At 66.5% G+C, this 23,219-nt stretch carries 25 protein-coding genes; 11 read left to right on the forward strand and 14 right to left on the reverse strand.

Annotated features, from left to right (window positions below; all coding sequences use genetic code 11):
• Positions 1-211: DUF222 domain-containing protein (locus VGG53_RS22875; protein WP_331520408.1), on the reverse strand; the 211-nt coding region annotated here is incomplete at its 3' end.
• Between the two features lie 59 nt (positions 212-270).
• Between VGG53_RS22875 and sodC the strand changes: the two genes are divergently transcribed.
• Genes sodC through VGG53_RS22890 form a run of 3 tightly spaced genes read left to right on the forward strand, consistent with a single transcriptional unit; the run spans position 271 to position 2,760 of the window.
• Complete coding sequence (sodC, locus tag VGG53_RS22880; RefSeq protein WP_414689035.1) at positions 271-972, forward strand: superoxide dismutase[Cu-Zn]; 702 nt, start codon at positions 271-273, stop codon at positions 970-972.
• 25 nt (positions 973-997) lie between these two features.
• Positions 998-2,107 carry a glutamate--cysteine ligase gene (locus VGG53_RS22885; protein WP_414689037.1) on the forward strand — a complete coding sequence of 370 codons (1,110 nt, stop codon included), beginning with the start codon at positions 998-1,000 and terminating at the stop codon, positions 2,105-2,107.
• Complete coding sequence (locus VGG53_RS22890; RefSeq protein WP_331520410.1) at positions 2,107-2,760, forward strand: LON peptidase substrate-binding domain-containing protein; 654 nt, start codon at positions 2,107-2,109, stop codon at positions 2,758-2,760. The genes VGG53_RS22885 and VGG53_RS22890 overlap by 1 nt, the downstream gene beginning before the upstream one ends.
• Before the next feature lie 4 nt (positions 2,761-2,764).
• On the opposite strand, the gene VGG53_RS22895 is transcribed toward VGG53_RS22890, so the two are convergent.
• On the reverse strand, positions 2,765-3,544 hold the full coding sequence (locus VGG53_RS22895) for an SAM-dependent methyltransferase (protein ID WP_331520411.1): 780 nt from the start codon (positions 3,542-3,544) through the stop codon (positions 2,765-2,767).
• Between the two features lie 65 nt (positions 3,545-3,609).
• Here VGG53_RS22895 and VGG53_RS22900 point away from each other — a divergent pair, with 65 nt between their 5' ends.
• On the forward strand, positions 3,610-4,440 hold the full coding sequence (locus VGG53_RS22900) for an enoyl-CoA hydratase/isomerase family protein (protein ID WP_331520412.1): 831 nt from the start codon (positions 3,610-3,612) through the stop codon (positions 4,438-4,440).
• Positions 4,441-4,461: 21 nt separating this feature from the next.
• Here the strand turns inward: VGG53_RS22900 and VGG53_RS22905 are convergent, their stop codons facing one another.
• The 5 genes from VGG53_RS22905 to VGG53_RS22925 form a co-directional block, all read right to left on the reverse strand.
• On the reverse strand, positions 4,462-5,034 hold the full coding sequence (locus VGG53_RS22905) for a helix-turn-helix domain-containing protein (protein WP_331520413.1): 573 nt from the start codon (positions 5,032-5,034) through the stop codon (positions 4,462-4,464).
• Entirely contained in the window at positions 5,031-5,963 is a 933-nt protein-coding gene (locus tag VGG53_RS22910; protein ID WP_331520414.1) for an SDR family NAD(P)-dependent oxidoreductase, read from the reverse strand. Before VGG53_RS22910 ends, VGG53_RS22905 begins: the two co-directional genes overlap by 4 nt.
• A complete protein-coding gene (locus VGG53_RS22915; RefSeq protein ID WP_331520415.1) occupies positions 5,960-7,417 on the reverse strand; it encodes an acyl-CoA reductase in 1,458 nt (485 codons plus the stop codon). The genes VGG53_RS22910 and VGG53_RS22915 overlap by 4 nt, the downstream gene beginning before the upstream one ends.
• Complete coding sequence (locus tag VGG53_RS22920; protein ID WP_331520416.1) at positions 7,414-8,850, reverse strand: hypothetical protein; 1,437 nt, start codon at positions 8,848-8,850, stop codon at positions 7,414-7,416. The genes VGG53_RS22915 and VGG53_RS22920 overlap by 4 nt, the downstream gene beginning before the upstream one ends.
• 71 nt (positions 8,851-8,921) lie before the next feature.
• Complete coding sequence (locus VGG53_RS22925; RefSeq protein WP_331520417.1) at positions 8,922-9,668, reverse strand: maleylpyruvate isomerase family mycothiol-dependent enzyme; 747 nt, start codon at positions 9,666-9,668, stop codon at positions 8,922-8,924.
• A gap of 107 nt (positions 9,669-9,775) precedes the next feature.
• On the opposite strand from VGG53_RS22925, the gene VGG53_RS22930 reads away from it, so the two are divergent.
• Complete coding sequence (locus VGG53_RS22930) at positions 9,776-10,384, forward strand: TetR/AcrR family transcriptional regulator (protein WP_414689038.1); 609 nt, start codon at positions 9,776-9,778, stop codon at positions 10,382-10,384.
• 33 nt (positions 10,385-10,417) lie between these two features.
• Here the strand turns inward: VGG53_RS22930 and VGG53_RS22935 are convergent, their stop codons facing one another.
• Genes VGG53_RS22935 through VGG53_RS22950 form a run of 4 tightly spaced genes read right to left on the reverse strand, consistent with a single transcriptional unit; the run spans position 10,418 to position 15,109 of the window.
• On the reverse strand, positions 10,418-12,586 hold the full coding sequence (locus VGG53_RS22935) for an AAA family ATPase (RefSeq protein ID WP_331520419.1): 2,169 nt from the start codon (positions 12,584-12,586) through the stop codon (positions 10,418-10,420).
• Positions 12,583-13,443 (reverse strand): phosphatidylcholine/phosphatidylserine synthase, encoded by an 861-nt coding sequence (locus VGG53_RS22940; RefSeq protein WP_331520429.1) that lies wholly within the window; start codon positions 13,441-13,443, stop codon positions 12,583-12,585. Before VGG53_RS22940 ends, VGG53_RS22935 begins: the two co-directional genes overlap by 4 nt.
• Positions 13,443-14,156, reverse strand: a complete 714-nt coding sequence (locus VGG53_RS22945; protein ID WP_414689036.1) for a phosphatidylserine decarboxylase — start codon at positions 14,154-14,156, stop codon at positions 13,443-13,445. Before VGG53_RS22945 ends, VGG53_RS22940 begins: the two co-directional genes overlap by 1 nt.
• 29 nt (positions 14,157-14,185) lie before the next feature.
• The gene (locus VGG53_RS22950) at positions 14,186-15,109 is read right to left on the reverse strand and encodes an SDR family NAD(P)-dependent oxidoreductase (protein WP_331520420.1); all 924 of its coding nucleotides are present in this window, start codon (positions 15,107-15,109) and stop codon (positions 14,186-14,188) included.
• 116 nt (positions 15,110-15,225) lie between these two features.
• On the opposite strand from VGG53_RS22950, the gene VGG53_RS22955 reads away from it, so the two are divergent.
• Positions 15,226-15,702 carry a PH domain-containing protein gene (locus tag VGG53_RS22955; protein WP_331520431.1) on the forward strand — a complete coding sequence of 159 codons (477 nt, stop codon included), beginning with the start codon at positions 15,226-15,228 and terminating at the stop codon, positions 15,700-15,702.
• A complete protein-coding gene (locus tag VGG53_RS22960) occupies positions 15,699-17,210 on the forward strand; it encodes a PH domain-containing protein (protein ID WP_331520421.1) in 1,512 nt (503 codons plus the stop codon). Before VGG53_RS22955 ends, VGG53_RS22960 begins: the two co-directional genes overlap by 4 nt.
• A gap of 70 nt (positions 17,211-17,280) precedes the next feature.
• On the opposite strand, the gene VGG53_RS22965 is transcribed toward VGG53_RS22960, so the two are convergent.
• On the reverse strand, positions 17,281-18,966 hold the full coding sequence (locus VGG53_RS22965; RefSeq protein WP_331520422.1) for a DEAD/DEAH box helicase: 1,686 nt from the start codon (positions 18,964-18,966) through the stop codon (positions 17,281-17,283).
• 140 nt (positions 18,967-19,106) lie between these two features.
• On the opposite strand from VGG53_RS22965, the gene VGG53_RS22970 reads away from it, so the two are divergent.
• On the forward strand, positions 19,107-19,586 hold the full coding sequence (locus tag VGG53_RS22970) for a VOC family protein (RefSeq protein WP_331520423.1): 480 nt from the start codon (positions 19,107-19,109) through the stop codon (positions 19,584-19,586).
• A 9-nt stretch (positions 19,587-19,595) separates the two neighbouring features.
• Here the strand turns inward: VGG53_RS22970 and VGG53_RS22975 are convergent, their stop codons facing one another.
• Positions 19,596-20,090, reverse strand: a complete 495-nt coding sequence (locus VGG53_RS22975; protein WP_331520432.1) for a cupin domain-containing protein — start codon at positions 20,088-20,090, stop codon at positions 19,596-19,598.
• A gap of 44 nt (positions 20,091-20,134) precedes the next feature.
• Here VGG53_RS22975 and VGG53_RS22980 point away from each other — a divergent pair, with 44 nt between their 5' ends.
• Complete coding sequence (locus tag VGG53_RS22980) at positions 20,135-20,836, forward strand: M24 family metallopeptidase (protein ID WP_331520424.1); 702 nt, start codon at positions 20,135-20,137, stop codon at positions 20,834-20,836.
• Positions 20,837-20,840: 4 nt separating this feature from the next.
• Here the strand turns inward: VGG53_RS22980 and VGG53_RS22985 are convergent, their stop codons facing one another.
• Entirely contained in the window at positions 20,841-21,749 is a 909-nt protein-coding gene (locus VGG53_RS22985; RefSeq protein ID WP_331520425.1) for an SDR family NAD(P)-dependent oxidoreductase, read from the reverse strand.
• 100 nt (positions 21,750-21,849) lie between these two features.
• Between VGG53_RS22985 and VGG53_RS22990 the strand changes: the two genes are divergently transcribed.
• Entirely contained in the window at positions 21,850-22,416 is a 567-nt protein-coding gene (locus VGG53_RS22990) for a TetR/AcrR family transcriptional regulator (protein ID WP_331520426.1), read from the forward strand.
• Between the two features lie 191 nt (positions 22,417-22,607).
• Positions 22,608-23,219, forward strand: a 612-nt coding sequence (locus tag VGG53_RS22995; RefSeq protein WP_331520427.1) for a TCP-1/cpn60 chaperonin family protein, incomplete at its 3' end; no start/stop codon positions are given.

The following is a 23,219-nucleotide window of genomic DNA, read 5'->3' on the forward strand; positions in this document are numbered from 1 at the left end:
GGACCAGAGCCATCAACTTGGCCGAGGCGGCCAATTCGGCGACGAGTTCGGCTCCGATGAGCCCGTCGGCGCCGATCATCGATCCTGGCGCCGATCCGCGGCCCTCGATGGTGGTTTGCTCGGCTACCACATGGATCACCAAGGTGAACAATGAGCGAACCCGCCCCCTCAGCGGGTCGTGCCGACCCGCATCGTCGCCGGCTGGGCCCAACGATCCCGCTCCTCAGCGGGTCGTGCCGACCCGCATCGTCGCCGGGATAGGCTCTCTCCATGCTTAACCCAGCCAGCAGCCGCAAATTCGCCGCAGCCACCGCAATGGTTCCGCTCGTCGCCTCGGTCGCGCTGATGAGCGCGTGCAAGCCGAATCAGCCACCGGCGACTTCTCCGGGCACTCAGCCGCCGATCTGGACCGGCTCGCCGGCACCGTCGAGTGCGGAGCAGACGGGTCAGCAGGGCGGAACGGACAGCCTGACCACGCAGCTGAACGCGCCCAACGGGACGAAGGTCGCCACGGCTAAGTTCGAGTTCAACCAGGGCTATGTGACGATCACCATCGAGACCACCGGGACCGGCCAGCTGAGCCCCGGCTTCCACGGCGTCCACGTCCACTCGGTGGGAAAGTGCGAAGCCAATTCAACTGCCCCGAACGGTGGTGCACCCGGCGACTTCTTGTCCGCGGGCGGCCATTTTCAGGCGCCCGGTCACGACCACGGAAGCGGCGACCTGACCTCCCTGCAGGTCCGCAAGGACGGTGGGGCGTTGCTCGAGACCACCACCGACGGGTTCACCAAAGCCGACCTGCTGGCCGGTGCGGGAACCTCGATCGTCATCCACGCCGGGGCCGACAACTTCGGAAACATCCCGGCGGATCGCTACAACCAGGTCAACGGCACACCCGGACCGGACCAGACCACGTTGATGACCGGGGACGCCGGCAAGCGGGTGGCTTGCGGTGTGATCGGCTCCGGTTAGTTCCTCGTCGGACAGGGGTACCGCTATCACGGTGAAGTTCGCGCCCTCGCCCCGCCCGACACTCGGCGTCGAATGGGAGTTCGCACTCGTCGACGCCCAGACGCGCGACCTGAGCAACGAAGCCACCGCAGTTTTCGCCGAGATCGGCGAAAACCCGCATGTGCACAAGGAATTGCTGCGCAACACCGTCGAAGTCGTCACCGGCGTGTGCGACGGCACCGCAGAGGCGATGGAAGATCTTCGGTCCACCCTGAGTGCCGTCCTGCCGATCGTTCGGCAGCGCGGCATGGAGCTGTTCGGTGCGGGTACCCACCCGTTCGCGAGTTGGTCTTCGCAGCAGCTGACCGATGCACCGAGGTACGCCGAGCTGATCAAGCGCACCCAGTGGTGGGGTCGTCAGATGCTCATCTGGGGAGTTCACGTGCACGTCGGAGTTTCCTCACCGGACAAGGTCATGCCGGTCATGTCGTCATTGCTCAACTGGTATCCGCATTTGCTGGCGCTGTCCGCATCGTCGCCGTGGTGGGTCGGCGACGACACCGGGTACGCCAGCAACAGGGCGATGATGTTCCAGCAACTGCCCACCGCGGGTCTGCCGTTCCAGTTCGAAAAGTGGGACCAGTTCGAGGGTTTCGTCCACGACCAGAAAAAGACGGGGATCATCGAGGACGTCAACGAGGTGCGCTGGGACGTTCGGCCTTCGCCGCACAACGGAACTCTCGAGGTTCGGATCTGCGACGGGGTGTCCAACCTTCGCGAGCTCGGTGCGCTGGTCGCGTTGACGCATTGCCTGGTGGTCGATCTGGAACGGCGACTGGATGCCGGTGAGACTCTGCCGAGCATGCCGCCCTGGCACAATCAGGAAAACAAATGGCGCGCCGCGCGATACGGGTTGGACGCGATCATCATCCTCGACGCCGACAGCAACGAGCGCTTGGTCACCGAAGAACTCGACGACGTGCTGACTCGGTTGGAACCCGTTGCCAAGTCGCTGGATTGCGTCGACGAGCTGGCCGCGGTGGCCGACATCCCGCGGCGGGGCGCGTCGTATCAACGGCAGCGACGGGTCGCCGAGGAACACGACGGAGATCTACGGGCCGTCGTCGACGCGTTGGTCCGCGAGTTGGAGATCTAATGGAGCCCACAGCCGATTTCGGCCCGCTGGCAATGTTCCCGCTGCAATCGGCGTTCCTGCCCGGCGAGGATCTGCCGCTGCAGATCTTCGAGCCGCGTTATGCCGAGCTGGTGCGAGATTGCATGCGCGACAACAATCCTCGGTTTGGTGTGGTGCTGATCTCGCAGGGTCGCGAAGTCGGTGGCGGTGACGTCCGGTGCGATGTCGGGACCGTGGCCAGGATCACCGAATGCGTGGACGCCGGCTCTGGCCGATTTATGCTGCGCTGCCGGACGGCCGAACGGATCAAGGTGTGCGAGTGGCTGCGCGACGACCCGTACCCGCGGGCCGTCGTGCAGGAGTGGCCGGACGAGGCGGGAGAGCCGGTGAATGCAGGTCAACTGCAGCAGCTCGAAGACCGGATGATGGCGCTGTTCGAGCGCATTGCCGACGCCCGCGATCTTCCGGTGCCAGACCGGGAAGAAGTGCTTGGCACCGGCGCTGACGCCGCTGATCCCGGAGAACGCCTGTACGCCTTGGCATCCCGCATTCCGATCGGGCCGGCCGACCGCTACTCGGTGCTCGCCGCGCCGACGGCCGCCGAACGGCTCGCGGCGCTGAGCGAGGCAGTGGATTCCGTCGCCGCGGTGATCGAGTTTCAGCTTTCGCAGTAGCCGATCAATCAAGGCGGCGAGCCTTGTGCAGCCGACCTTCGATGAACACGCTGCGCGCCGGGTCGCTGCCCGGCGGGCGATCGTAGCGCCGCATCAGCTCCAGCGCCTCGATCGCGGTGATCGCCCAGCCGCGTTCCGCCGTCAACCACCGATCGGCAATATCCGGGCTCGGGGCTTCCACCGCGATCCGGCTACCGGCGGCGCTCAGCCGCACGATCCGCTCGACCAACAGATCTTGGCCGGCGGCCGGCAGGTAGGGCAGTAGACCTTCGGCTGACCACGCTGTCGGTGTCGACGGATCAAAACCCGCCTCGCGCAGGGCTGTCGGCCAGTCGGCCCGCAGATCGATCGGCACCGCCCGGTACTTGGCGGCAGGTTGGGCGCCGCGTGCGGTCAGGGTTTCAGCCTTGAACGCGAGCACCTGCGGCTTGTCGATCTCGTAGATCGCGCTGCCGTCGACCCAGGGCAGCCGCCAGGCGCGGGCGTCCAGGCCGGCGGCCAGAATCACGGCCTGGTCGATGCCGTTGGCGCCGGCGGCGATGAAGTACTCGTCGAACCATTTGGTACGCACCGCGGTGTAGGCGTTGATCAACGGCAGCCGTGCACCGGTCCCCGAGGAGTCCCACCCGCGCTCGACTGCGGCGTCGACAAACAGCTGCGCATACCGGTCGATGAACAGCGGGCAGTCGCAATCGGATTCAGCGGCTCGCGCCATGGCGACGCCGAGCGCCGTCGCGCCGACGCCCTCGGCGATGTCCCAGCCGTCGTCCTCAGTGCGTGCCATCAAACCAGGCTAATGAAGTTGCAAATCATGCGCTTAGCCCGAGGTCGCGTGGTGTACTTCGATGCGTGGGCACCGATGTGCTGGTTGACGTCAACGCGGGTGTTGCGGTGCTCACGCTCAACCGCCCCGCCCATCTCAACGCCTATACCGCCGAGATGGGCGCGCAGTTGAGCCGGGCATACCGGGACTGCGACGAGGACGACGACGTCCGGGCGATCGTGCTCGCCGGCGCGGGCCGGGCATTCTGTGCCGGCGCGGATTTCTCGGGCAGCGCGTCGCCGTTCGAAACCCCGACGGACGACGCCGCGTTCTCCGCGTCGCCGATCGACCCGGCCGCGTTCGAATTGCGCAAGCCGGTGATCGCCGCGGTCAACGGCCACGCGATCGGCATCGGCTTGACCATCGCATTGCAGGCAGATGTCCGGATCGTCGCTGCAGACGCCAAATACGGTGTGGTGCAAGTCCGTCGGGGAGTGATACCCGACTGCACGTCGCACTGGACGCTGGCCCAGCTGACAAACCTGGGCGTGGCTGCCGAAGTGCTGCTCACCGGACGCACTTTCGATGGGGCCGAAGCCGTCGCATTCGGTATCGCCAATAAAGCGCTGCCCGCCGGGCAGGTCGTGGACCACGCTGTCGAGATGGCCCGAGACATCGCGGCCAATGTGGCGCCGATGTCGGCGGCGTTGTCTAAGCGGCTGCTGTGGGACACCGCGATCAACGGCTACACCCCGCGACAGGTCGCGTGGCTGGAAACTCAACTGCACCATCGGGTGATGGGCACCGATGATGCCCGCGAAGGAGTCGCAGCTTTTCTGGAGCGCCGGACGCCGCGGTTCAGTGCGCGGCTTTCGGCCGACTGGACGCCCCTGCCAGAACCAGAACAGATGCCGTGATCACAGACGGGCGAGCCCGCCTCACACCGTGAGCAACTCTGCCAGCGCGACTCCGAGATTGTGCAGGTTGGCCTCCAGCGAATAGGTCCGGTCAACGGTCCAGTTGACGATGCCGCCGGACAGCGCGCCAACGATGATGTCGGCCAACGTTTCCGCATCGTGTCGGGTGCTGACTTCTCCGCGTGCGATGCCCTCTTTGACGAGTTCGACGAAGGTGTCGTGCAGGTTGAATCCGCGCTGGATGCCGTAGCCGCTGGTGGTCAGCATTTCCCCGATCAGCTCGCGGTAAGTGTCGCTCGATTTGCCCAGCGCCGTGGCGATGTCGTCGAACACACCGGTAAGACGCACCGGTATCGACTGGTCGCCGCGATCGAAGAAGACGTCGTGCAGATTGACCAGTCGCCGCTCCGACAACGCGCGGATCATGTCCTGACGGGTGGCGAAGTGGTTGAAGAACGTTCGGTTGGCCACGTCGGCGCGCTCGCAGATCTCCTCGATGGTGGTTGCCGCGACACCTCGGGCAAGAAACAGATCGAAGGCAGCGGCCAGGATCTTTTCGCGCACCTCGAGTTTTCGCCGTTCATGTCTGTTCACGATGCCGTGCACAATTTCTCGGAGAGATCCCACAGCGCCGCGGCGCGCTCGGCGTCGTACGCATAGGGTGCGACCGTGTCGCTGACTCGGCAGTCCTCGAGGTAGAGCCCACCACGGTCGGCCAGTTCCGGGCTCACCGCGGCCCATACCTGGGTGGCCGCACCGTATTCCGGCGTGGTGAAATCCAAGTAGCCGTCGGTCGATTCGCCGCGAGCGGTGCCGCTGGCCACCGCGTATTTGCGTAGCTGGGAGAAGTCGGACCGGGACATATACCGTGCCAACGACGTGGCTACCGTGCCGGGATGGACGGCGTAGGCGCGGATCCCCGATTCGCGCAGGCGTCGGTCGGCTTCGACAGCGTGCAAGATGTTCGCCGTCTTGGATGCGCCGTAAGCGACGAACTTGTCGTAGTCGCGATGCTCCCAGTTGGGATCGTCGAAGTCGACGTCGCCCAGCACGTGCCCCGCGGAGGAGAGGATGACCAGCCGGGCGCCGGCCGCGGCGGCGAGCTGTGGAACAAGCAGTCGGGTCAGTTCGAAGTGCCCGAAATGATTTGTGCCGAGCTGGATTTCGAAACCGTCTCGAGTGCGGCCGAACGGCGTGAACATGACACCGGCGTTGTTCATCAAGATATGAATCACCGGCGTGGCGTTGCGGATCTCGGTGGCCGCGGTGCGCACACTGGCCAGCGAGGTGAGGTCGAGATGCACCGTGGAAATTCGCGCGTCGGGCACCTCGGCGCGGATCCAGCTGGCCGTCTCGGCCAGCGCATCGGTGCTGCGAGCGGCCAGGATCACCTGCGCGCCCGCGGCGCCCAACGCCCGCGCCGACTCGCGACCCAGCCCCGACGAGGCACCGGTGATCACACACACCTTGCCGGACAGGTCAATACCGTCAACGAGTTGCAGGGCACTGGGCGATTCGGTCATGCGGGTGTCAGCTTCCACAGCGGGATGACGACGTCTGCGTCGCATTCCTCGTCGACAACCCATTTGCACATCCGCCTGATCGGCTCGATGGCGTCCTGCGGCGCGGCGATCGCGACGCTGCAGGCGTAGCCCAGGCTGGTCAGCCGTTGGGCGCCGAACAGCGGCAACGTGTCTCGCAGCCGGCGCTTGAGGGATTCGGGGTAGATGCCGATGGTCTGAGTGTAGGCGTTCACCGCGGCGGCCACCTTGTCGATGGTGTCCACCGGCACGATATTGGCGACCCGCCCGGACAGCATTGGTGAATAGTCGACAGGCTCGTCGAACTGGGAGACGACGATCGCGCCCTCGCGCTGCTCGCCGCCGATCACTCGATAGAAGTCTTCGGTCATCCGCGAGGCCTCTACGTGGTCGAGCAGCTCCCGGTTGGGATAGCGCGGCGGGGTACTGACAACGGCGGGTAGCGACACCAGATATCTATAGATCAACTCGCCGAGCCGGTTCGCCTTCGCCAGACCGTCGGCGTCGGTTCCACTGAGTACATAAATGACTCGGGCGTTGGCGCACCCCTCCTGGTTCGCGACGCCGATGTCGGTGGCGGCGCGGCGGGCCACCTCGTGCATGGTGTCGTCGTCCTCGAATGCCTGGTGGCCGATGATGGTCGCGCTGCGTTTGGGGTCCAGCGCAATCAGCTCCAAACCAGGCTGGATATAACGGGTTACGTGCTTGACCGATGCCAGTCCGCCCCATGCGACAATCTTTTCGATGTGCTGAGGCTGGTAAAGGGTTTCCTCGACAGCCAGATCGCCGCCTTTCCAATACCCGACCGCCAGATGCTTGGTGATCGGGTGGTTGGGCGCGGCATCAGCCAATGTGCGGGCGATGGCGATCGCGGTCAGTGGATCATTGGACGGCGCTTTGATGATCACGTCCGATCGGGTGATCACCGACCGCAGGATGGTCACCGCCGAGACCAAGCCGCCGTTGCCGGCCGGGATGTGCAGTACTCGGGATCCGAAGGCGCGCACCCGTAGTTCGCGGCCGTCGCGCAACGTGTGCGGCACCCAGCCGTTGAGGTAATTCAGCCCGACCTGGCTTTCGGCGATTTCGGTGACGTTGTCGCGGGAAAACAGCGGCCGCAGAATGCGATAGCTGTTCTGCATCATCTCCGGCGGAAGCACGTTGGCCACCAGCGAGGCTTCATAGGCCGCCTGCAGGTGAGCGTTCGAGTCGAAATCCAGTGCGTCGCCGAGTGCCTCGAGCACGTCGAGGATCTCGTCGAAGCTCAATTCGTAGAGGTCGCTCATTTCGGCAGGGCTGTTGAGCGGCAGTTGCTCGACGTACTTGGTCATGTCCGGCGCCTGGAATTGCGCGGCCCCCACGCGGGCATCGAACGGCACGAGGTGATCGGTGATGACCCGTCCGCGCAGGAACAGCGGAACGGTGTAGGCGATCACAGTTCGATGCCCTTCATGAAGTTCACCGCTTCGTTGTGCACTTCCTGCGTTGCGGCGCAGGTGATCCGGTCATCCTCCACACCCTGCTTCTCGCTATAGCGCATGATGTCGGGCTCGAAGGCAACGCTGGCCTGTCCGCACGGACACTGCAGGTCCCAGTCGATCGTGACTTCATCGCCGGAGATGACGCCGCCCCAGTGGGCGCGCAGCAAGATGTCATAGACCGCCGCACGGCCAGTCTGCACACCGGTGCGGGGAAGTGGCTCGCTCGTCTCGGGATCGAGCACGAAGGGAATGACCCACGGCGCCACGTGGTAGCGGCCCTCGCTGCAACCCCAGTGGAACGTGCTGGACTCGGAGAAGCCGTACCCGACCTGGATGCGGTCGACGCCCAGGAAGGCCTTGATGACGTCCATGAAATCGTCGGGCAGCGCAACGCCTTTCATGCCGCCGCCGGTGAGGATCGCCGAATCCGGCGCGAAGACATTGCGCACGCCGCGCTCCAGACCGGCCTTGGCGATGTCGTACATCAGGTGGTAGGTGCCCAGCATGAAGACTCGCTTGCCGCGCAGCTGATCGGTGATGCGGGTGAAGAACGCGTCCATGTCCTGCGGCTGGCGCGCCTGCATGGCGATGAATTCATCCTTGCGCGCGGCCAGCGTGGGATCGATCTCGAGCCGGTCCAACTCGCCGCGGGATGCCGCCGCCCGCATCTTGGAGGCCAGAAACATCAGGTCGGTGTCCACGGCGAACGGGTAGAGCGCGTGGAACCTGGTCTCGTCGCCGCCGGTGAATCCGCGCTTGATCATGTTGGCAATGCGCAGATGACCCAGCTTGCCGTTGGCGAAGTTCGGCCACACCACATCCACCGCCGGGTTCAGCTCCTTGTCGGTCGGTTCTTGACCGAAGGTTTGGAACAGGCAGATCTTCCACAGCGTCATGCCGTCCGACGCGCCGCGTTTGTCTTTGGGCAGGATCGAGATGGTGCCGGTGGTGCCGCTGGAGGTGATTACCTCCAGCGGAGTCTGCTCGTCGAGGCGGTCGATCCAATTGTCGATCCCGGTGCAGCCCGCGGTATCGACGCCGGATAGGTCGTAGCTGGTCAACTTGTCCAGCCACTTGGTCATCAGGTCGAACCGTTTCTTGTCAACCAGCGCCGCTGGGTATGACTTGAAGGCGGTGTGCGAGAAAAATAGCGGCACGACGTCATTGAATTCGCTGAGCGCTGTGATCCCGAGCCGGTCCGCCAGCTTACGCAGCATTTCGATGCTCTCGCGGTGCTGCTGAAAGCGGATGCACATGGCTTGTCGTTGCAGCGCTTCGAGCTCACGCCGGTCGATGCTGTGCATCCGGGTGTAGGACTGGCCGAAGAAGCTGATCGGGTCGTCCATGAAGTCGGTCACCGACCGTGCCGTCTTTTCCGTCGCCGTCATGCGGGTCATCGTAGGCCCGCTATGCAGTAAAGCGCAATCTTGCAGTTAACTGCATAAATGTCCGGTCGGCGTCAGAACACGTTGAGCCGGCGAACCACCTCGAGCGCGGCAGGGTCCCCTTGCACGTCGACGCCCAGTGATTCCCAGCTGCCGCGTTGGGTAACCCACCGCACGAATTGCTCTGAGTCACCATCGATCTGGGCGCCCACCTCTGCGTCGCCGATTTGTAGCTTCCGCCCACCAGCCCCGGTGATGCGCACCTCGACCGCGTTATCCAGGCTGTCGAGGAGTCCGCTGTTCTGCTGGGGCAGTGCTGCCTCGATCCAGTCCAGGGTGGGCGCAAGGCGTAACTCGTCGGAAGCCGGCGGTTGTCCGCCGAACGGTCCAGCCGGCGGGAACAGGTCGTATCTGATGTGGACGAAGTGCTCGAAGGCGAACGCAGTGGGCACGACTGACGCCCGATAAGTGCCGACGTCGCCAAGGGGGACGTCGACATCCTGGCCCTGGATTGCGGCGAGCAGTTCGAGCCCTCTCATGCTGACCGACTCGTAGTCGGCCACAACCTCTTCGGGCGTCATGGAGCGGCGTGACTCGACATACAAATCGGCGGCGCGTTCGGCGGGTAGTCCCGCGGAGTCGGGCAGCTTCGCCATGTCCACGGCCAGCCAAAAGCTGCAGGCCATGTGCGACACGACATCCTGCACGGTCCAGCCGGGACAGCCGGTGGCCTTGGTCCAGACGGAGTCGTCTGCTGCTCGGCAGCGTGAGAGGAGTGCGGTGCGGTCGGCCTCGATCGCCTTCAGTGCGGAACTCAACATTCGGTGTTCCTTCCTATTGAATAGATCAGCAAGCTCGTCCGAGCTTCGGTCTAATACCTACATACGGTATGTAGGAAGATACATACCGTATGTATGAAAGGCAACGGTTGATGGATGCAACCCGTCGTACGCAAGCCGAGCGGGCTGCCGGGACACGCGAGGCGCTGATCGCGGCGGCCCGTCGGCTGTTCGCCGCGCAGGGTTTCGCGGACATCGCGCTCGAGGCGATCGTGCGTGCGGCGGGCGTGACCCGAGGCGCCTTGTATCACCACTTCGCCGACAAGACTGAGCTGTTTGCAGCGGTATTCGAACAAGTCGAAGGGGAGTTGGCCGCGCAGATGGGTGAGGCGATCGCCGCATCCAATCAGACCGATCCGATTACCATCCTGCGGCTGGGTGTGGACTTTTGGCTGGAGGTCTGCTCCGACCCGGAAGTGCAGCGCATTGTGCTCGTCGATGCCCCGGCCGTGCTGGGCTGGACGCGATGGACCGAGATCGGAAACCGCTACAACATCGGGCTGGTGCGTGATCTGCTGGCCGGCGCCATCGAGATCGGCCGCATCCCGGCGCAGCCGGTCGAAGCGACGGCGTTGACTATGCTCGCGGCGATGCGTGAAGTGACCCTCTATGTGGCACGGACAGAGGATCGCGACAAGGCACGCCAAGAAGCCGGCCTGGTGATGAACCGATTGATCCAAGCGCTGGTCGCCGGCTGACGGGACACCGCTTGGGCCCCCTGGGCAGTTAGCCTAACGCTCCGAGGCGAAGGCGCGCAGTGCGGCCAGCTGCGCGGAATCCAGTGACGGATGGACGTTTTCGCGCGCGGCAGCGACGTCGGCCGCGGTGATCTCGGCCGCGTCGACCGAGCGCCGCATGGCGGTCAGCGCGGCCTCGCGCAACAACGCCACGCAATCCGCAGCGCTATATCCGTCCAAGTCGGCCGCCAACGCGTCAAGGTCGACGTCGCGCAGTGGAATCGACTTACCCGCGGTGCGCAGAATGTCCACTCGCGCTTGTGCATCCGGTGGTTCGACGAACACCAGCTTTTCCAGCCGGCCGGGGCGCAGCAGCCCCGGGTCGATCAGATCCGGCCGGTTGGTGGCGCCGACGACCACGACGTCACGCATCGGCTCGATACCGTCGAGCTCGGTGAGCAGCGCCGCCACCACCCGGTCGGTGACGCCGGAGTCGAAGCTCTGCCCGCGCCGCGGCGTCAACGCGTCGATCTCGTCGAGGAAGACCAGCGACGGCGCGGAATCACGGGCCCGACCGAACAGTTCGCGGACCGCCTTCTCTGAGGAGCCGACCCATTTGTCCATCAGCTCAGACCCTTTGACGGCGTGCACCGAAAGCCGACCGGTGCTGGCCAGTGCGCGGACCACGAAGGTCTTGCCGCAGCCCGGCGGTCCGTACAGCAGCAGACCGCGCGGCGGCTGGACCCCGAGCCGGGCGAAGGTGTCTGGATGCTGCAGCGGCCACAGCACCGCTTCGGTGAGCGCCTGCTTGGTGGCGGTCATGTCGCCGACATCATCGAGGGTGATCGACCCGACCGACACCTCCATGGTGGCTGACCGCGACAGCGGCCTGATCACGGTGAGCGCGCCGAGCAGGTCATCCTGGGTGAGCCTCGGCGCGCTGCCGTCGGAGCTGGCCCGCGCCGCGGCGCGCAGTGCCGCCTCACGAACCAGCGCAGCCAGATCGGCGACCACGAAACCCGGTGTGCGGTCCGCGATCTCGGCGAAGTCGAGATCCTCTGTCGGCACGTGGTTCAGCAGGCTTTGCAGCAGTGCCGTGCGGGTCGGCGCGTCGGGCAGGCTGAGCACCAGTTCGCGGTCGCACAGGTCCGGGGCGCGCAGCCGCGCATCGAGGTTCTCCGGAACCGCCGATGTGACGATCACCGCGACCCGCGCCGCCGCGACCGCTTTGCGTAACTCGGCAAGGATCAGCGTCGCAACCGGTTCGGCGGTGGCCGGCAGCAGCGCGTCGATGTCGGCGATCAGCAGCACTCCGCCGCCGTCGCGAATTTTCGTCACCGCAGTGGCGACCCGCTGCAGGCGGTCGTCGGCGGCCAGCGCGCCGACCTCCGGGCTGTCGAGTTCCACCAGCCGTCGGCCTGCGCAGACAGCGCGCACCAGCGCGGTTTTGCCGACACCGGCCGGACCCGACACCAGTACTCCCAAATTAGTTGTGGCGCCGAGGGTTTCCAACAGGTGCGGTTCGTCGAGCGCCAGCTTGAGCCACTCGGTCAGCTTGGCGGCCTGCGCACTGACACCCTTGAGGTCGTCGATGGTGAGCGGGCCTGCGGGCCGCGCGGGTTGCGCCGCGCTGCCGGGCGCGTCGGCATCCGTTGGAGCGACCCCGTTACCCCACGTCACCAAGGAATTCGGCTGCACGCTCACCGGCCCGGCCGGATCAACCCCGGTCACCGTCAACAGTTCCGACGTCCAACTGATGCCCACCGCGGCGGCCAGCGCACGCGCCGCCGCCGACGTCGAGGTGCCGGGTCCCAGGTCCCGCGGCAACAGCGACACCGCATCGCCGACCGTTAATACCTTGCCCAGCAAGGCTTGCCGCAACGTTGCCGGCGGCACCGATTGGCTGGCCAGCGCCGAGCCGCTCAGGGTCACCGACCGTGCGCCGTACACGGTGGCGGCGGCGACGATGACGGCGGTGTCCTCGCTCAACCCGGCGTTGGACAGCGTCACGTCGTCGAGCAGCACGGTGCCGACCGGGGTCTGCGGGCCGGCCATCCCGGCCACCGTGGTTGTGGTCCTCGACCCGGTCAGCGCTACCGCATCCCACTCCCGAATGCCAAGGGCGGCAATCGCATTGGGGTGAAGTCGGATGACGCCGCGGCGGGAGTCGACGGCCGACGTGTTCAGCCGAGCGGTCAAGGTGAGCCGGGCAGGGGTTGTCATGTCCGGCCGGTGGGCCTGCGCAGTCCCAGTCGTGCCATCGATCGCCGGTTGGGCTGTGCCCGTCGGATCGCGCGCCGGGTGGCGCGTCGCTGCTTGGGTTTCTCACCCCATGCCTCGGGATGCGCGGCCAGCCAATGGTGACTGCGGACGGAGAACGGGATGTAGCACAGGTAGGCCGCGATGATCACCATGATCAGAATGTAGGGGAACAGGAACGCGGCGGCCGCGACGATCGCCAGCCCGGCCAGCAGCAGCGCGGCCAGGTTCGGCGGCACCGAGACGGCATGCATCTTGCGCATCGGGATCCGGCTCACCAGCAGCATCGAGCAGGCCGCCACCCACGTGCAGACGAACCACGGCGACGTCCACCAACCCGCGCCGAACTGCAGCTTGGCGGCAAGCGGGCCGAGGGCGCAGATCGCGCCGGCCGGCGCCGGCACACCGACGAAGAACTCCCGCGCGAACGACGGCTGACTGGCGTCATCGAGCAGCGCGTTGAACCTGGCCAGCCGCAACACGATTGACACCGCGTACAGCAGCACCACGACCCAGCCCGCCGCCAACGAGGACAACATCGACACGTAGACCACCACCGCGGGGGCTACGCCGAAGTTCACCGCGTCGGCCAACGAATCGATCTCTTCGCCCATCCGCGACTCGGCGTCCAGGGCGCGGGCCACCCGGCCGTCCAGCCCGTCGAGGATCGCTGCGGCGGCGATCAGCGCGATCGCGACGTGTGGCCGGCCCTCCAGCGCGAACCGGATCGAAGTCAGCCCGGCGCAGATCGCCAGCACGCTCATCGAGCTGGGCAGGATGCGCAGGTTGACCACTCGCCTGCTGCGAGGCTTGTTAGAAATCACGGCAGCTGCGCCAGCACCGTCTCGCCGCCGACCGCTCGCTGACCGACGCTGACCGACACTTCGGCGCCGGCGGGCAGATAGGTGTCCAGGCGTGACCCGAACCGGATCAGGCCGTAGGTGTCGCCGATCGAGACCTTGTCGCCCGTGCGGACGTCGCAGACGATCCGGCGCGCCAGCAGGCCCGCGATTTGCACGGCGACGATATCCACGCCGTCCTCGGTGCGGATCCGCACGCTGTTGCGCTCGTTGGCCTCGCTGGCCACCGGCAGGTCGGCCGAGCCGAACAGACCGGGCCGGCGCTGCACGGCGATCACTTCGCCGCTGACCGGGGCTCGCTGCACGTGGGCGTCAAACAGCGACAGGAAGATGCTGACCCGCGTCAGGTCGGCGTCGCCCATCTCCAATTCGGGCGGCGGGGCAGCCGATTCGATGAGGCAGATCAGGCCGTCGGCCGGCGCGACCACGACGCCGGGCCGGGTCGGCGGCGTACGCGGCGGGTGCCGGAAGAAGCCGGCGCAGGCGCCGGCGGCCAGCAGGCCGGCCCGGCGCAGCCAGCGCGAGCGGCGGCCGACCAGAGCCAGACCCAGTCCCGCGGAGATGAATGGGAGCCCGGCCGGATGCACCGGCGGAACGGTCGAACGCACCAGCGACATCAGGTGCCGCGGGGTGACCGTCGGGTTCTCGGCGGTCATGCGGGGACGTCGTGCCACGCGGTCATCTTACGGAGCCGCGAGGCCCGTCAGACCGGATAGGGGACGCTGGTCAATTCTTCGGACACCTTCCACAGCCGGTGCTGCAGTTCTTCGTCGTGCGATTGCGCGCTGGAGGAAACCAGCTTGGGATGGCCGCGCTGCTCACCCAGGCCGTCCGGGCCGTAGTACTGGCCGCCCTCCACATCGGGGTCGGCGGCGGCGCGCAGAATGGGCAAGGCGCCCATGGCCGCGCCCTGGAACAGCAGCGGACCGGCCAGCGCGAACAGTGGTTTGACCAGCGTCGGCACGTTGCGTCCCAGCTCGGTGTTGGCGGCGCCGGGGTGCGCGGCCACGGCGATGGTGTTCTTCTGCTGGCTGGCCAGCCGACGTTGCAGCTCGTAGGTGAACAGCAAGTTGGCCAGCTTGGACTGGCCGTAGGCGGCATACCGGTCGTAGCTGTGTTCCCACTGCAGATCGTCGAAGTGGATCGCGGCACGCAGCCGGTGGCCGGTGCTGCTCACGGTCACCACCCGCGAGCCGCGCACCGCGAGCAGGTTGTCCAGCAGCAGCCCGGTCAGCGCGAAGTGGCCGAGATGGTTGGTGCCGAATTGCAATTCGAACCCGTCGGCGGTGAGTTGCTTGGATGTCCACATCACCCCGGCGTTGTTGACCAACAGATCGATGCGCGGGTAGGCCTTGCGCAGCGCCGAGGCGGCGGCGCGTACCGACGCCAGCGAGCCCAGGTCGAGTTCTTGCAGCGTGACGTCGGCGTTCGGACAGGCGGCGACGATGCGTGCCAGCGCGAGATTGCCCTTCTCCAGATCCCGTACCGCCAGGATGACGTGGGCGCCGGTTTGGGCCAGTGCGGCCGCGGTGTGGTAGCCGAGCCCGGTGTTGGCGCCGGTGACGACGGCAACGCGGCCGCGCTGGTCCGGTATGTCGGCCGTGGTCCATTTGTCATGGGAACTCATCCCCGAAAACGATACTCATGCACGGTCGGTATCGCCGTGTCGGTGCGGTCCGCCACCACGTCGGTGGCATTCTCGATGGCGTGGACAACCGCACGCCTGACCCGCCCGTCGCGGGCATGGTCGATCCCGCCCATCTGCCCAGCCGCCGCGCGCCGCTGCGGTGGGCGGTCGGCGGCGTCATCCCGTGGCTGCTGTTGGCGGTCGGCCAACTGGTGTGGTTCGAGTTCGACAAGCGAATGCCGTGGCTGCACATTCTTGTCGGCGTCGTCACCGTGCTCGGCGCGGTGGTCTCGCTCGCCGTCGTGCCGGTGTGGCGATACCGGGTGCACCGGTGGGAAATTGGCCCGCAGGCGGTGTATACCCGCACCGGGTGGCTGGTTCAGGAGAGGCGCATCGCGCCGATCTCGCGGGTGCAGACCGTCGATACCTACCGCGGCCCGTTGGACCGGTTGTTCGGCCTGGCCAACATCACCGTCACCACCGCATCTTCGGCGGGGGCGGTGCATATCGTCGCCCTTGACGTCGACGTGGCCGACCGCGCCGTCGCGCAACTGACCGACATCGCAGCGATCGGCGCCGAGGACGCAACATGACCCGCACTGCCGCCGGGCGGCCCGAAATCGCCTGGCAGCGGCTGAGCCCCAGGATGCTGTTGGTCCACCCGGTGCATGAACTGCTGCGCGAATTACCGTGGCTGATCGGCGCGGTCATCCTTGGCTCCACCACCGGCAACCAGTCCTGGACGGTCGCGGTGCTGGTATTCACCGTCGTGATCGGCGTTGCGCGCTGGGTCAGCACCGGCTACCGTATCGACGCCGACCCGCGTTCGGGCCAACTGCAGCTGCGGACCGGCTTGTTGCAACGCAAGGTTCTGTCGGTGCCGCTCAACCGGATTCGTTCGGTGCAGACCGACGCACGGTTGCTGCACCGGCTGCTGGGTCTGGCCGTGCTGCGGGTGAACACGGGCCAAGAAGCCAAGGGCGAGAACGGGTCCGGGGTCTTCGAGCTGAATGCTGTACCCGTCGATCAGATACCGCGACTGCAGGCGATTCTGCTGGCCGGCGCGTCGCAATCCGTCGAGACGGCGAATGCGGAGCCGTCGGCGACCGGTGCAGTGCTGGCGCGCTGGCAGCCGTCGTGGTTGAGATACTCGCCGTTGAGCGTGTCGGGGCTGCTGTCGCTGGCAGCCGCGGCCGGTGTGGTGTATGAAAGCGGAGCCGTTGGGCCGCTGCAGCATTCGCGGCTGGTCGAGTCGGCGCTGGCCGCCGCCCAACGGTTGGGCACGGCGGGCACCGTCGAGGTTGTCGGGGCGCTGATTCTGGTTGCTTCGGTGTTGCTCGCGGTGCTGCGTTCGCTGGTGACCTATGGAAACCTGGTGCTGCTGCGTGAGGCGGATGTCCTGCACCTGCGCCACGGCCTGCTGAGACTTCGCGAGCGTGCTTACGACATGAGCAGGTTGCGGGGTGGGACGTTGCGGCAACCCTTGTTGGTGCGCGCGTTCGGCGGCGCCCGCCTGGACGCGGTGATGACCGGTGTACACGGTGCCGGCGAGGCGTCGGTGTTGCTGCCGCCGTGTCCGGTGTCCATTGCCGAATCGGTGTTGATCGAGCTGGTCGGCGACCGGGATGTCGTAAACGGCCCGCTGCGCGGTCACGGCCGCCGCGCGGCAGCGCGACGATGGACGCGCGCGCTCGGTATTCCCGCGCTGGCGGGGGTGGCGCTGGCCGTGGCGACTGCCGTTGTCGGGAACTCCTTTGTGCCCGTGTGGGTGTGGCCGGCATGGATCGCGGTGACGGCGTGGTGCGCGTTGCTGGCCGCCGACCGGGTCAGCGCGCTGGGGCACCGGGTTCACGACGGCTGGTTGGTGATGCGCGCGGGTAGCGTCGAACGGCGCCGCGACTGTCTCGCCACGGCGGGGATCATCAGCTGGACCGTGCGGCAGTCGCCTTTTCAGCGCCGGGCCAAGGTCGCGACGCTGGTGGCGGCGACCGCCGCGGGCATCAAGCGCTATCCGCTGATCGACGTGCCGGAAGAGTTGGTCTGGGCGGTAGCGGCTGAGGCGTCGCCGTGGGTGGCCGACAGTATCTGGGCGACCCGCTGATTTCGCCGAACGTGTACTGACGGCGAAGTTTCGGCAGATTTTCCGCCCTGAGTGCACGCTCGGCGCTGGGTCAGGCGGTCAGCCCGCGGACCGCGATGATGCGAGCGGCAAGTTGCTCGCTCGTCGCCGCAGCTACCGGCGGTCCGCCGCAGAGGCGGCGCAATTCGTTGTGAATCCACCCATGCGGCTTGCCAATTCGATAATGCGTCGCTGACACCAGCGCGTTGAGCTCGCGGCGGAGGTCGCGCAGTTGGCCGTGCCGGGTGACCGGTTCGGGTGTGGCCGCGCCGTTGCGGGTTCGGCGGTCGAACTGCTGTTCTTGCTGGCGGCGCAACAACTCTCGCATCTGCCCCGGGTCCAGAAGCCCCGGGATGCCCAGGTAGTCGGCCTCTTCGTCGCTGCCGGCGGGAGTCGCGGTGCCGAACGACGAGCCGTCGAAAATGACCTGGTCCAGTTCGGCATCGGCACCCAGCGACTCGAACCTGTTCTCGATCTCGGACGGCTCGTCCTGACGGCGCTGCGCCTCAGCCAGCTCGTCGGCCTCCCGATCGGGTTGTCCGAGAACGTGATTGCGCTGTGCCTCCAACTCACTGGCCAGCAACAGAAGTGTCGGCACGGACGGCAGGAATATGCTCGCGATTTCACCGGGCCGTCGAGACCGGACAAAACGGCCAACCGCCTGCGCGAAGAACAGCGGAGTGGAGGCACTGGTGGCATATACGCCGACCGCCAGCCGCGGCACGTCGACACCCTCCGACACCATCCGCACCGCGACCAGCCAGTGGCTGGTGCCCGCGGAGAACTGTGCGATGCGCCGCGAAGCGCCGCGATCATCGGAAAGGACGACTGTCGGTTCCTCGCCGGTAATCCGTTTCAGCAGAACAGCATAAGCTCGTGCAGCTTGCTGATCCGATGCGATGATCATCCCGCCGGCGTCAGGAACACCACCGGCCCGCAGTTGTCGCAGCCGGGTATCGGCCGCGGTGACGACCGCGGGCATCCACTCGCCGGCCGGGTCCAGCGCGGTGCGCCAGGCGCGGGCGGTGTGCTCGGCGCTGGCCGGCTCCCCGAGCCGTGCCGCATATTCGGCGCCCGCGCTGTCGCGCCAGCGCGTCTCGCCGGAATAGGCCAAGAACACCACCGGGCGCACCACACCGTCGGCCAGCGCGTCGGTGTAGCCGTAGGTGTGATCGGCCTGCGATCGCAGCAGACCGCCGCCGTCGGGCTGGTAGCGAACGAACGGGATCGCGGCGTCGTCACTGCGAAATGGTGTGCCGGTCAACGCCAATCGGTGAGTGGCGTCACCGAAAGCTTCCAGGATGGCGTCGCCCCAGCTCTTGGCGTCGCCGCCGTGGTGAATCTCGTCGAAGACGACCAGCGTTCGCCGACCCTCGGTGCGGACCCGATGGCGGGTGGGGTGGCTGGCCACCTGCGCGTAGGTGACGACGACGCCGTGGTACTCCGCCGACGTGTGCGCGGCGCGGTTGCTGAACTTCGGGTCCAGTGCGATGCCGTCGTCGGCGGCTGCCGCCGCCCACTGCACCTTGAGATGTTCGGTGGGCACCACAACGGTGATCGCCTCGATGGTGCGATCGGCGAGCAGCTCGGCGGCGATGCGTAGAGCAAACGCGGTCTTCCCCGCGCCGGGGGTAGCGACCAGCAGAAAATCACGTGGTTTCGCGGTTAAGTACCGCACCAAGGCTCGCCGCTGCCAGCCCCGCAAAGCCCGGGTGCTGGGCGCTTCAACTGCCCGCACCCTCAAGACTCCTATCTGGTCGGGATGCAGTCTAGGGCAAGCACATCCGGGCGCGCATCTCCGCTGGAAGGGCGGCGAGTCGCCCCGCAGTGAAGCATCGGGCCTGGTGCGATCGCCGCGCTTTTGACATTGTGCAGAGCGTGATTACCGGATTGGCCCACACCGGGGTTTGCGTGCCCGACTGCGAGGCGGCGGTGGCGTTCTATCGCGACGTGTTAGGCATGCGCGTGCTGTCGCCACCCTATGTGATGGCCGGCGACGCGATTCGCGACGACATGGGCCAGTTGGTGTCCGATCCGACGATGAAAGCCGCCATCGTCGGCTTCGACCACGACGGCGATCGGGTCCTCGAGGTAATCGAGTATCTCGGCGTCGCCGGCGGCGGGCAGCGCAACGCCGCGGCGCTGACCGACCACGGGTTGTCGCATGTGGGGTTGATCTGTGAGGACCTCGACGCCACCCGGGCCCATCTGGAGGCCAACGGGGTGCGCTTCCTTGTCGACGGCATTGCGGACGTGGCGCGGGTCCGGACAACGTGGTTCGTCGATCCATGGGGAGTGGTGTTCATCCTTGTCGAGAAGAGCAAGCCGACGCGTCCCTACTTTGCGCAGTGGGGCTGAAGCCGCCGTTTACTGCACCCAGTAGTTGTCGTGGCGGATGAACCACTCCCGACGTTCGTCGTCGGTCATGTCGGCCAACGCCGAAAACCCTTCGAAGTAGGCCTCGCGCGGCGCGCCCGGCGCAAACAGCATCAGGATCGAGGCCGGCTCGTCGGCCTCGTTGCGGAAACCGTGAACCCCGCCGGGCGGAACGTAGAGGAAGTCGCCTTGATGGCCGTCTGCCCACTCCTTGCCGTCATAAAGCTTCATGGTTCCGGAAAGCACGAAGAACGCCTCGGACATGGCGCGATGGAAGTGCGCCGGGGGGCCGCCACCGGCCGGGTCGATATCGACCCGGTAGAGGCCGTAGTCGCCACTGGTTGCCTGCTGGTTGGCCAGGTAGTGGTAGTTGACTCCGTAGGTCTGGTAATCCGCCGGCTCGTCAGATCGCCTGAGCCATGCGCTGACCTCCGGCTCGTCCTTTGTGTAGCGGGCAGGCGGGTAGGGCGGCACCACGAGCGACAGGAGTAGCTCCGTTGCGGTCGCGGCTGTGTCTTAGCATCGTTGCTGTGCAGAAGCCGATCGCCGACGAAAACGCCCGCACGGAACGGCTTCTCGATGCCCAGGATAAGGCCGCGCAGCTGTTCGGCGAGATCGAACAACGTGGCTTGATCCGCCCCGGCGTCGGTGAGAAGAAACTGTCCGATGAGATCCGCGACTTGGCCGCCGAGCTACTCGGGGTGACAGCCCACTGGCATCGGCGGATCGTGCGTGCCGGCGAGAACACCTTGCAACCTTTCCAGCAGCATCCACCGGACCGGGTGATCGCCGACGGCGACATCGTGTTCCTGGACCTGGGTCCGATCTTCGAGGAGTGGGAGGCCGACTTCGGCCGCACGTTCGTGCTCGGCGACGACCCGCACAAGCTGGCCGTCCGCGACGCGCTACCGCGGGTATGGCAGGCCGGGCGGGACTACTTCGAGGCGCACGCACAAGTCACCGGCGCCGAGTTGTACCAGCACTGCGTACAACTGGCCCACGCCGAGGGCTTCGAGTTCGGCAGCCCGATCGCCGGTCATCTGCTCGGGGAATTCCCGCACAAGAAGATCGTCGGCAACGACGCCGAGTGGTATGTCACGCCCGGGTCGACCAAGCCGATGCGTCGCCCCGACCCGCAGGGCCGGGTCTGTCACTGGATTCTCGAGATCCATTTGAACGACCCGGACCATCGTGTCGGCGGTTTCTACGAGCAGCTGCTCGACCTGCCCTGAGGTATCAGAGCGGGTAGACCACGCCGGTCAGCTCTTCGGAGACCGTCCACAGCCGCTGCTGGCGGTCGGCATCGTGTGACTTCTTGCTGGACTCAACGAGTTTGGGGTAGCCCCGTTGTTCGCCGAAGCCGTCGGGACCGTAGTACTGCCCGCCGAGCACACCGGGGTCGGTCGCGGCACGCAGTGTCGGCAGGGCGCCCATGTCCGCTCCCTGGAACAGCGGCTCGATCAGCGGGACGACCCGCGCAAGCCAAGCGGGCAGGTTGCGGGTCAATTCGGTGTTCGAGCCGCCCGGGTGAGCGGCAGTCGCGATCGTGGTCCCGTGTGCAGCCAGTCGGCGCTGCAGTTCATAGGTGAACAGTAGGTTGGCCAATTTGGCCTGCCCGTAGGCCGCGACCCGGTTGTAGCTGTGCTCCCACTGCAGGTCGTCGAAGTGGATGTCGGCGCGGATGCGGTGGCCGATGCTGCTGACGGTCACCACCCGGGAGCCGGCGACCGGCAGCAGCCGGTCCAGCAGCAGGCCGGTGAAGGCGAAGTGACCGAGGTGGTTGGTGCCGAACTGCAGCTCGAAGCCGTCTTTGGTGGTCGACTTCGGCGTCCACATCACGCCGGCGTTGTTGACCAACAGGTCGATCGAATCGTGATCGGACCGAAGCTGCTCGGCGGCGGCGCGAACCGAGTCCAGCGACGTCAGGTCCAGCTCCTGCAGCGTCACGTCTGCGCCGGGCGAGCGCCTGAGAATCAGCGCGGCGGCGTCCTTGCCCTTGTCGATGTTGCGGATCGCGAGCACGACGCGCGCACCCTTGGCGGCGAGCGCGGCCGCGGTTTCGTAGCCGAGCCCGGTGTTCGCGCCGGTGATGACGGCGACGCGGCCGGTCTGGTCGGGAATGTCGGCTGTTGTCCACTTGGCCATGAACGGGCTCCTAAGCTGTAACGTAAACGGGGCGTGCGCTCCGGTTGATTCGACTATACGGAACGTACGCCCCGCTTTGTCAACCGATGGGTGGTGAACGATGGCGCAACCCGCGAAGCCGCTGCGCGCTGACGCGGCGCGCAATCGTGCCCGGGTGCTCGAAACCGCCTACGACACCTTCGCGGCCGATGGCTTGGCGGTGCCGATCGACGAGATCGCCCGTCGCGCCGGTGTCGGTGCCGGCACCGTCTACCGGCATTTCCCGACGAAGGAGGACCTGTTCAGCGCGGTCGTGGAAAGCCGGCTGCGGCGCATCATCGATGACGGTCGCGCCCTACTGGACGAGCCGGGGCCCGGCGAGGCGCTGTTCGCGTTCTTGCGGTCGATGGTGCTCGATTGGGGTGCAACCGACCAGGGTCTGGTCGATGCGCTGGCCGGGTTGGGAATCAACGTCGAGTCCGTCGCGCCCGAGGCCGAACAGGCGTTTCGTGGCCTGATCGGGGAGCTGCTGGTGGCCGCACAGCGTGCTGGGAGCGTGCGCCTCGATGTCGACGTACCCGAGATCAAGGCGCTGATGGTGGGGTGTCAGGCCATGCACGGCTACGACAAGGGCCGGGCCGAAAGAGTCACCCACGTCGTGATCGACGGTCTACGCCCGGCGCGATGAGCCCGGGGGCTCCTTGCACTCGATATAGGCGAGTGCTAAAAATGACCTTGGCACTCGCGACCGGTGAGTGCTAGGTCGGGACGGTGAGACCGGGGCCGCAAAGTTCTGCGAGCACAGCCCCAGTCGTCCGTCGCGGGCACTGCGCCCGACCAATGAACGTGCGATCCCCTAATCGGAGGAATCACTTCGCAATGGCCAAGACAATTGCGTACGACGAAGAGGCCCGTCGCGGCCTCGAGCGGGGCCTGAACGCCCTCGCCGACGCGGTAAAGGTGACATTGGGCCCCAAGGGCCGCAACGTCGTCCTGGAGAAGAAGTGGGGCGCTCCCACGATCACCAACGATGGTGTGTCCATCGCCAAGGAGATCGAGTTGGAGGACCCCTACGAGAAGATCGGCGCCGAGCTGGTCAAAGAGGTCGCCAAGAAGACCGACGACGTCGCCGGTGACGGCACCACCACGGCCACCGTGCTGGCGCAGGCGCTGGTCAAAGAGGGCCTGCGCAACGTCGCGGCCGGCGCCAACCCGCTGGGTCTCAAGCGCGGCATCGAGAAGGCCGTCGAGAAGATCACCGAGACCCTGCTGAAGTCGGCCAAGGACGTCGAGACCAAGGAGCAGATCGCTGCCACCGCGGCGATCTCCGCGGGCGACCAGTCGATCGGCGACCTGATCGCCGAGGCGATGGACAAGGTCGGCAACGAGGGCGTCATCACCGTCGAGGAGTCCAACACCTTCGGCCTGCAGCTCGAGCTCACCGAGGGCATGCGGTTCGACAAGGGCTACATCTCGGGCTACTTCGTCACT

The sequence above is a fragment of the Mycobacterium sp. genome, assembly GCF_036490025.1.
Lineage (GTDB): Bacteria > Actinomycetota > Actinomycetes > Mycobacteriales > Mycobacteriaceae > Mycobacterium.

Coding starts and splice junctions, on each gene's coding strand:
- sodC (WP_414689035.1), top strand. CDS start 271: ATGCTTAACCCAGCCAGCAGCCGCAAATTCGCCGCAGCCACCGCAATG.
- VGG53_RS22890 (WP_331520410.1), top strand. CDS start 2,107: ATGGAGCCCACAGCCGATTTCGGCCCGCTGGCAATGTTCCCGCTGCAA.
- VGG53_RS22895 (WP_331520411.1), bottom strand. CDS start 3,544: ATGGCACGCACTGAGGACGACGGCTGGGACATCGCCGAGGGCGTCGGC.
- VGG53_RS22910 (WP_331520414.1), bottom strand. CDS start 5,963: ATGACCGAATCGCCCAGTGCCCTGCAACTCGTTGACGGTATTGACCTG.
- VGG53_RS22920 (WP_331520416.1), bottom strand. CDS start 8,850: ATGACGGCGACGGAAAAGACGGCACGGTCGGTGACCGACTTCATGGAC.
- VGG53_RS22925 (WP_331520417.1), bottom strand. CDS start 9,668: ATGTTGAGTTCCGCACTGAAGGCGATCGAGGCCGACCGCACCGCACTC.
- VGG53_RS22935 (WP_331520419.1), bottom strand. CDS start 12,586: ATGACAACCCCTGCCCGGCTCACCTTGACCGCTCGGCTGAACACGTCG.
- VGG53_RS22950 (WP_331520420.1), bottom strand. CDS start 15,109: ATGAGTTCCCATGACAAATGGACCACGGCCGACATACCGGACCAGCGC.
- VGG53_RS22955 (WP_331520431.1), top strand. CDS start 15,226: ATGGTCGATCCCGCCCATCTGCCCAGCCGCCGCGCGCCGCTGCGGTGG.
- VGG53_RS22960 (WP_331520421.1), top strand. CDS start 15,699: ATGACCCGCACTGCCGCCGGGCGGCCCGAAATCGCCTGGCAGCGGCTG.
- VGG53_RS22985 (WP_331520425.1), bottom strand. CDS start 21,749: ATGGCCAAGTGGACAACAGCCGACATTCCCGACCAGACCGGCCGCGTC.
- VGG53_RS22990 (WP_331520426.1), top strand. CDS start 21,850: ATGGCGCAACCCGCGAAGCCGCTGCGCGCTGACGCGGCGCGCAATCGT.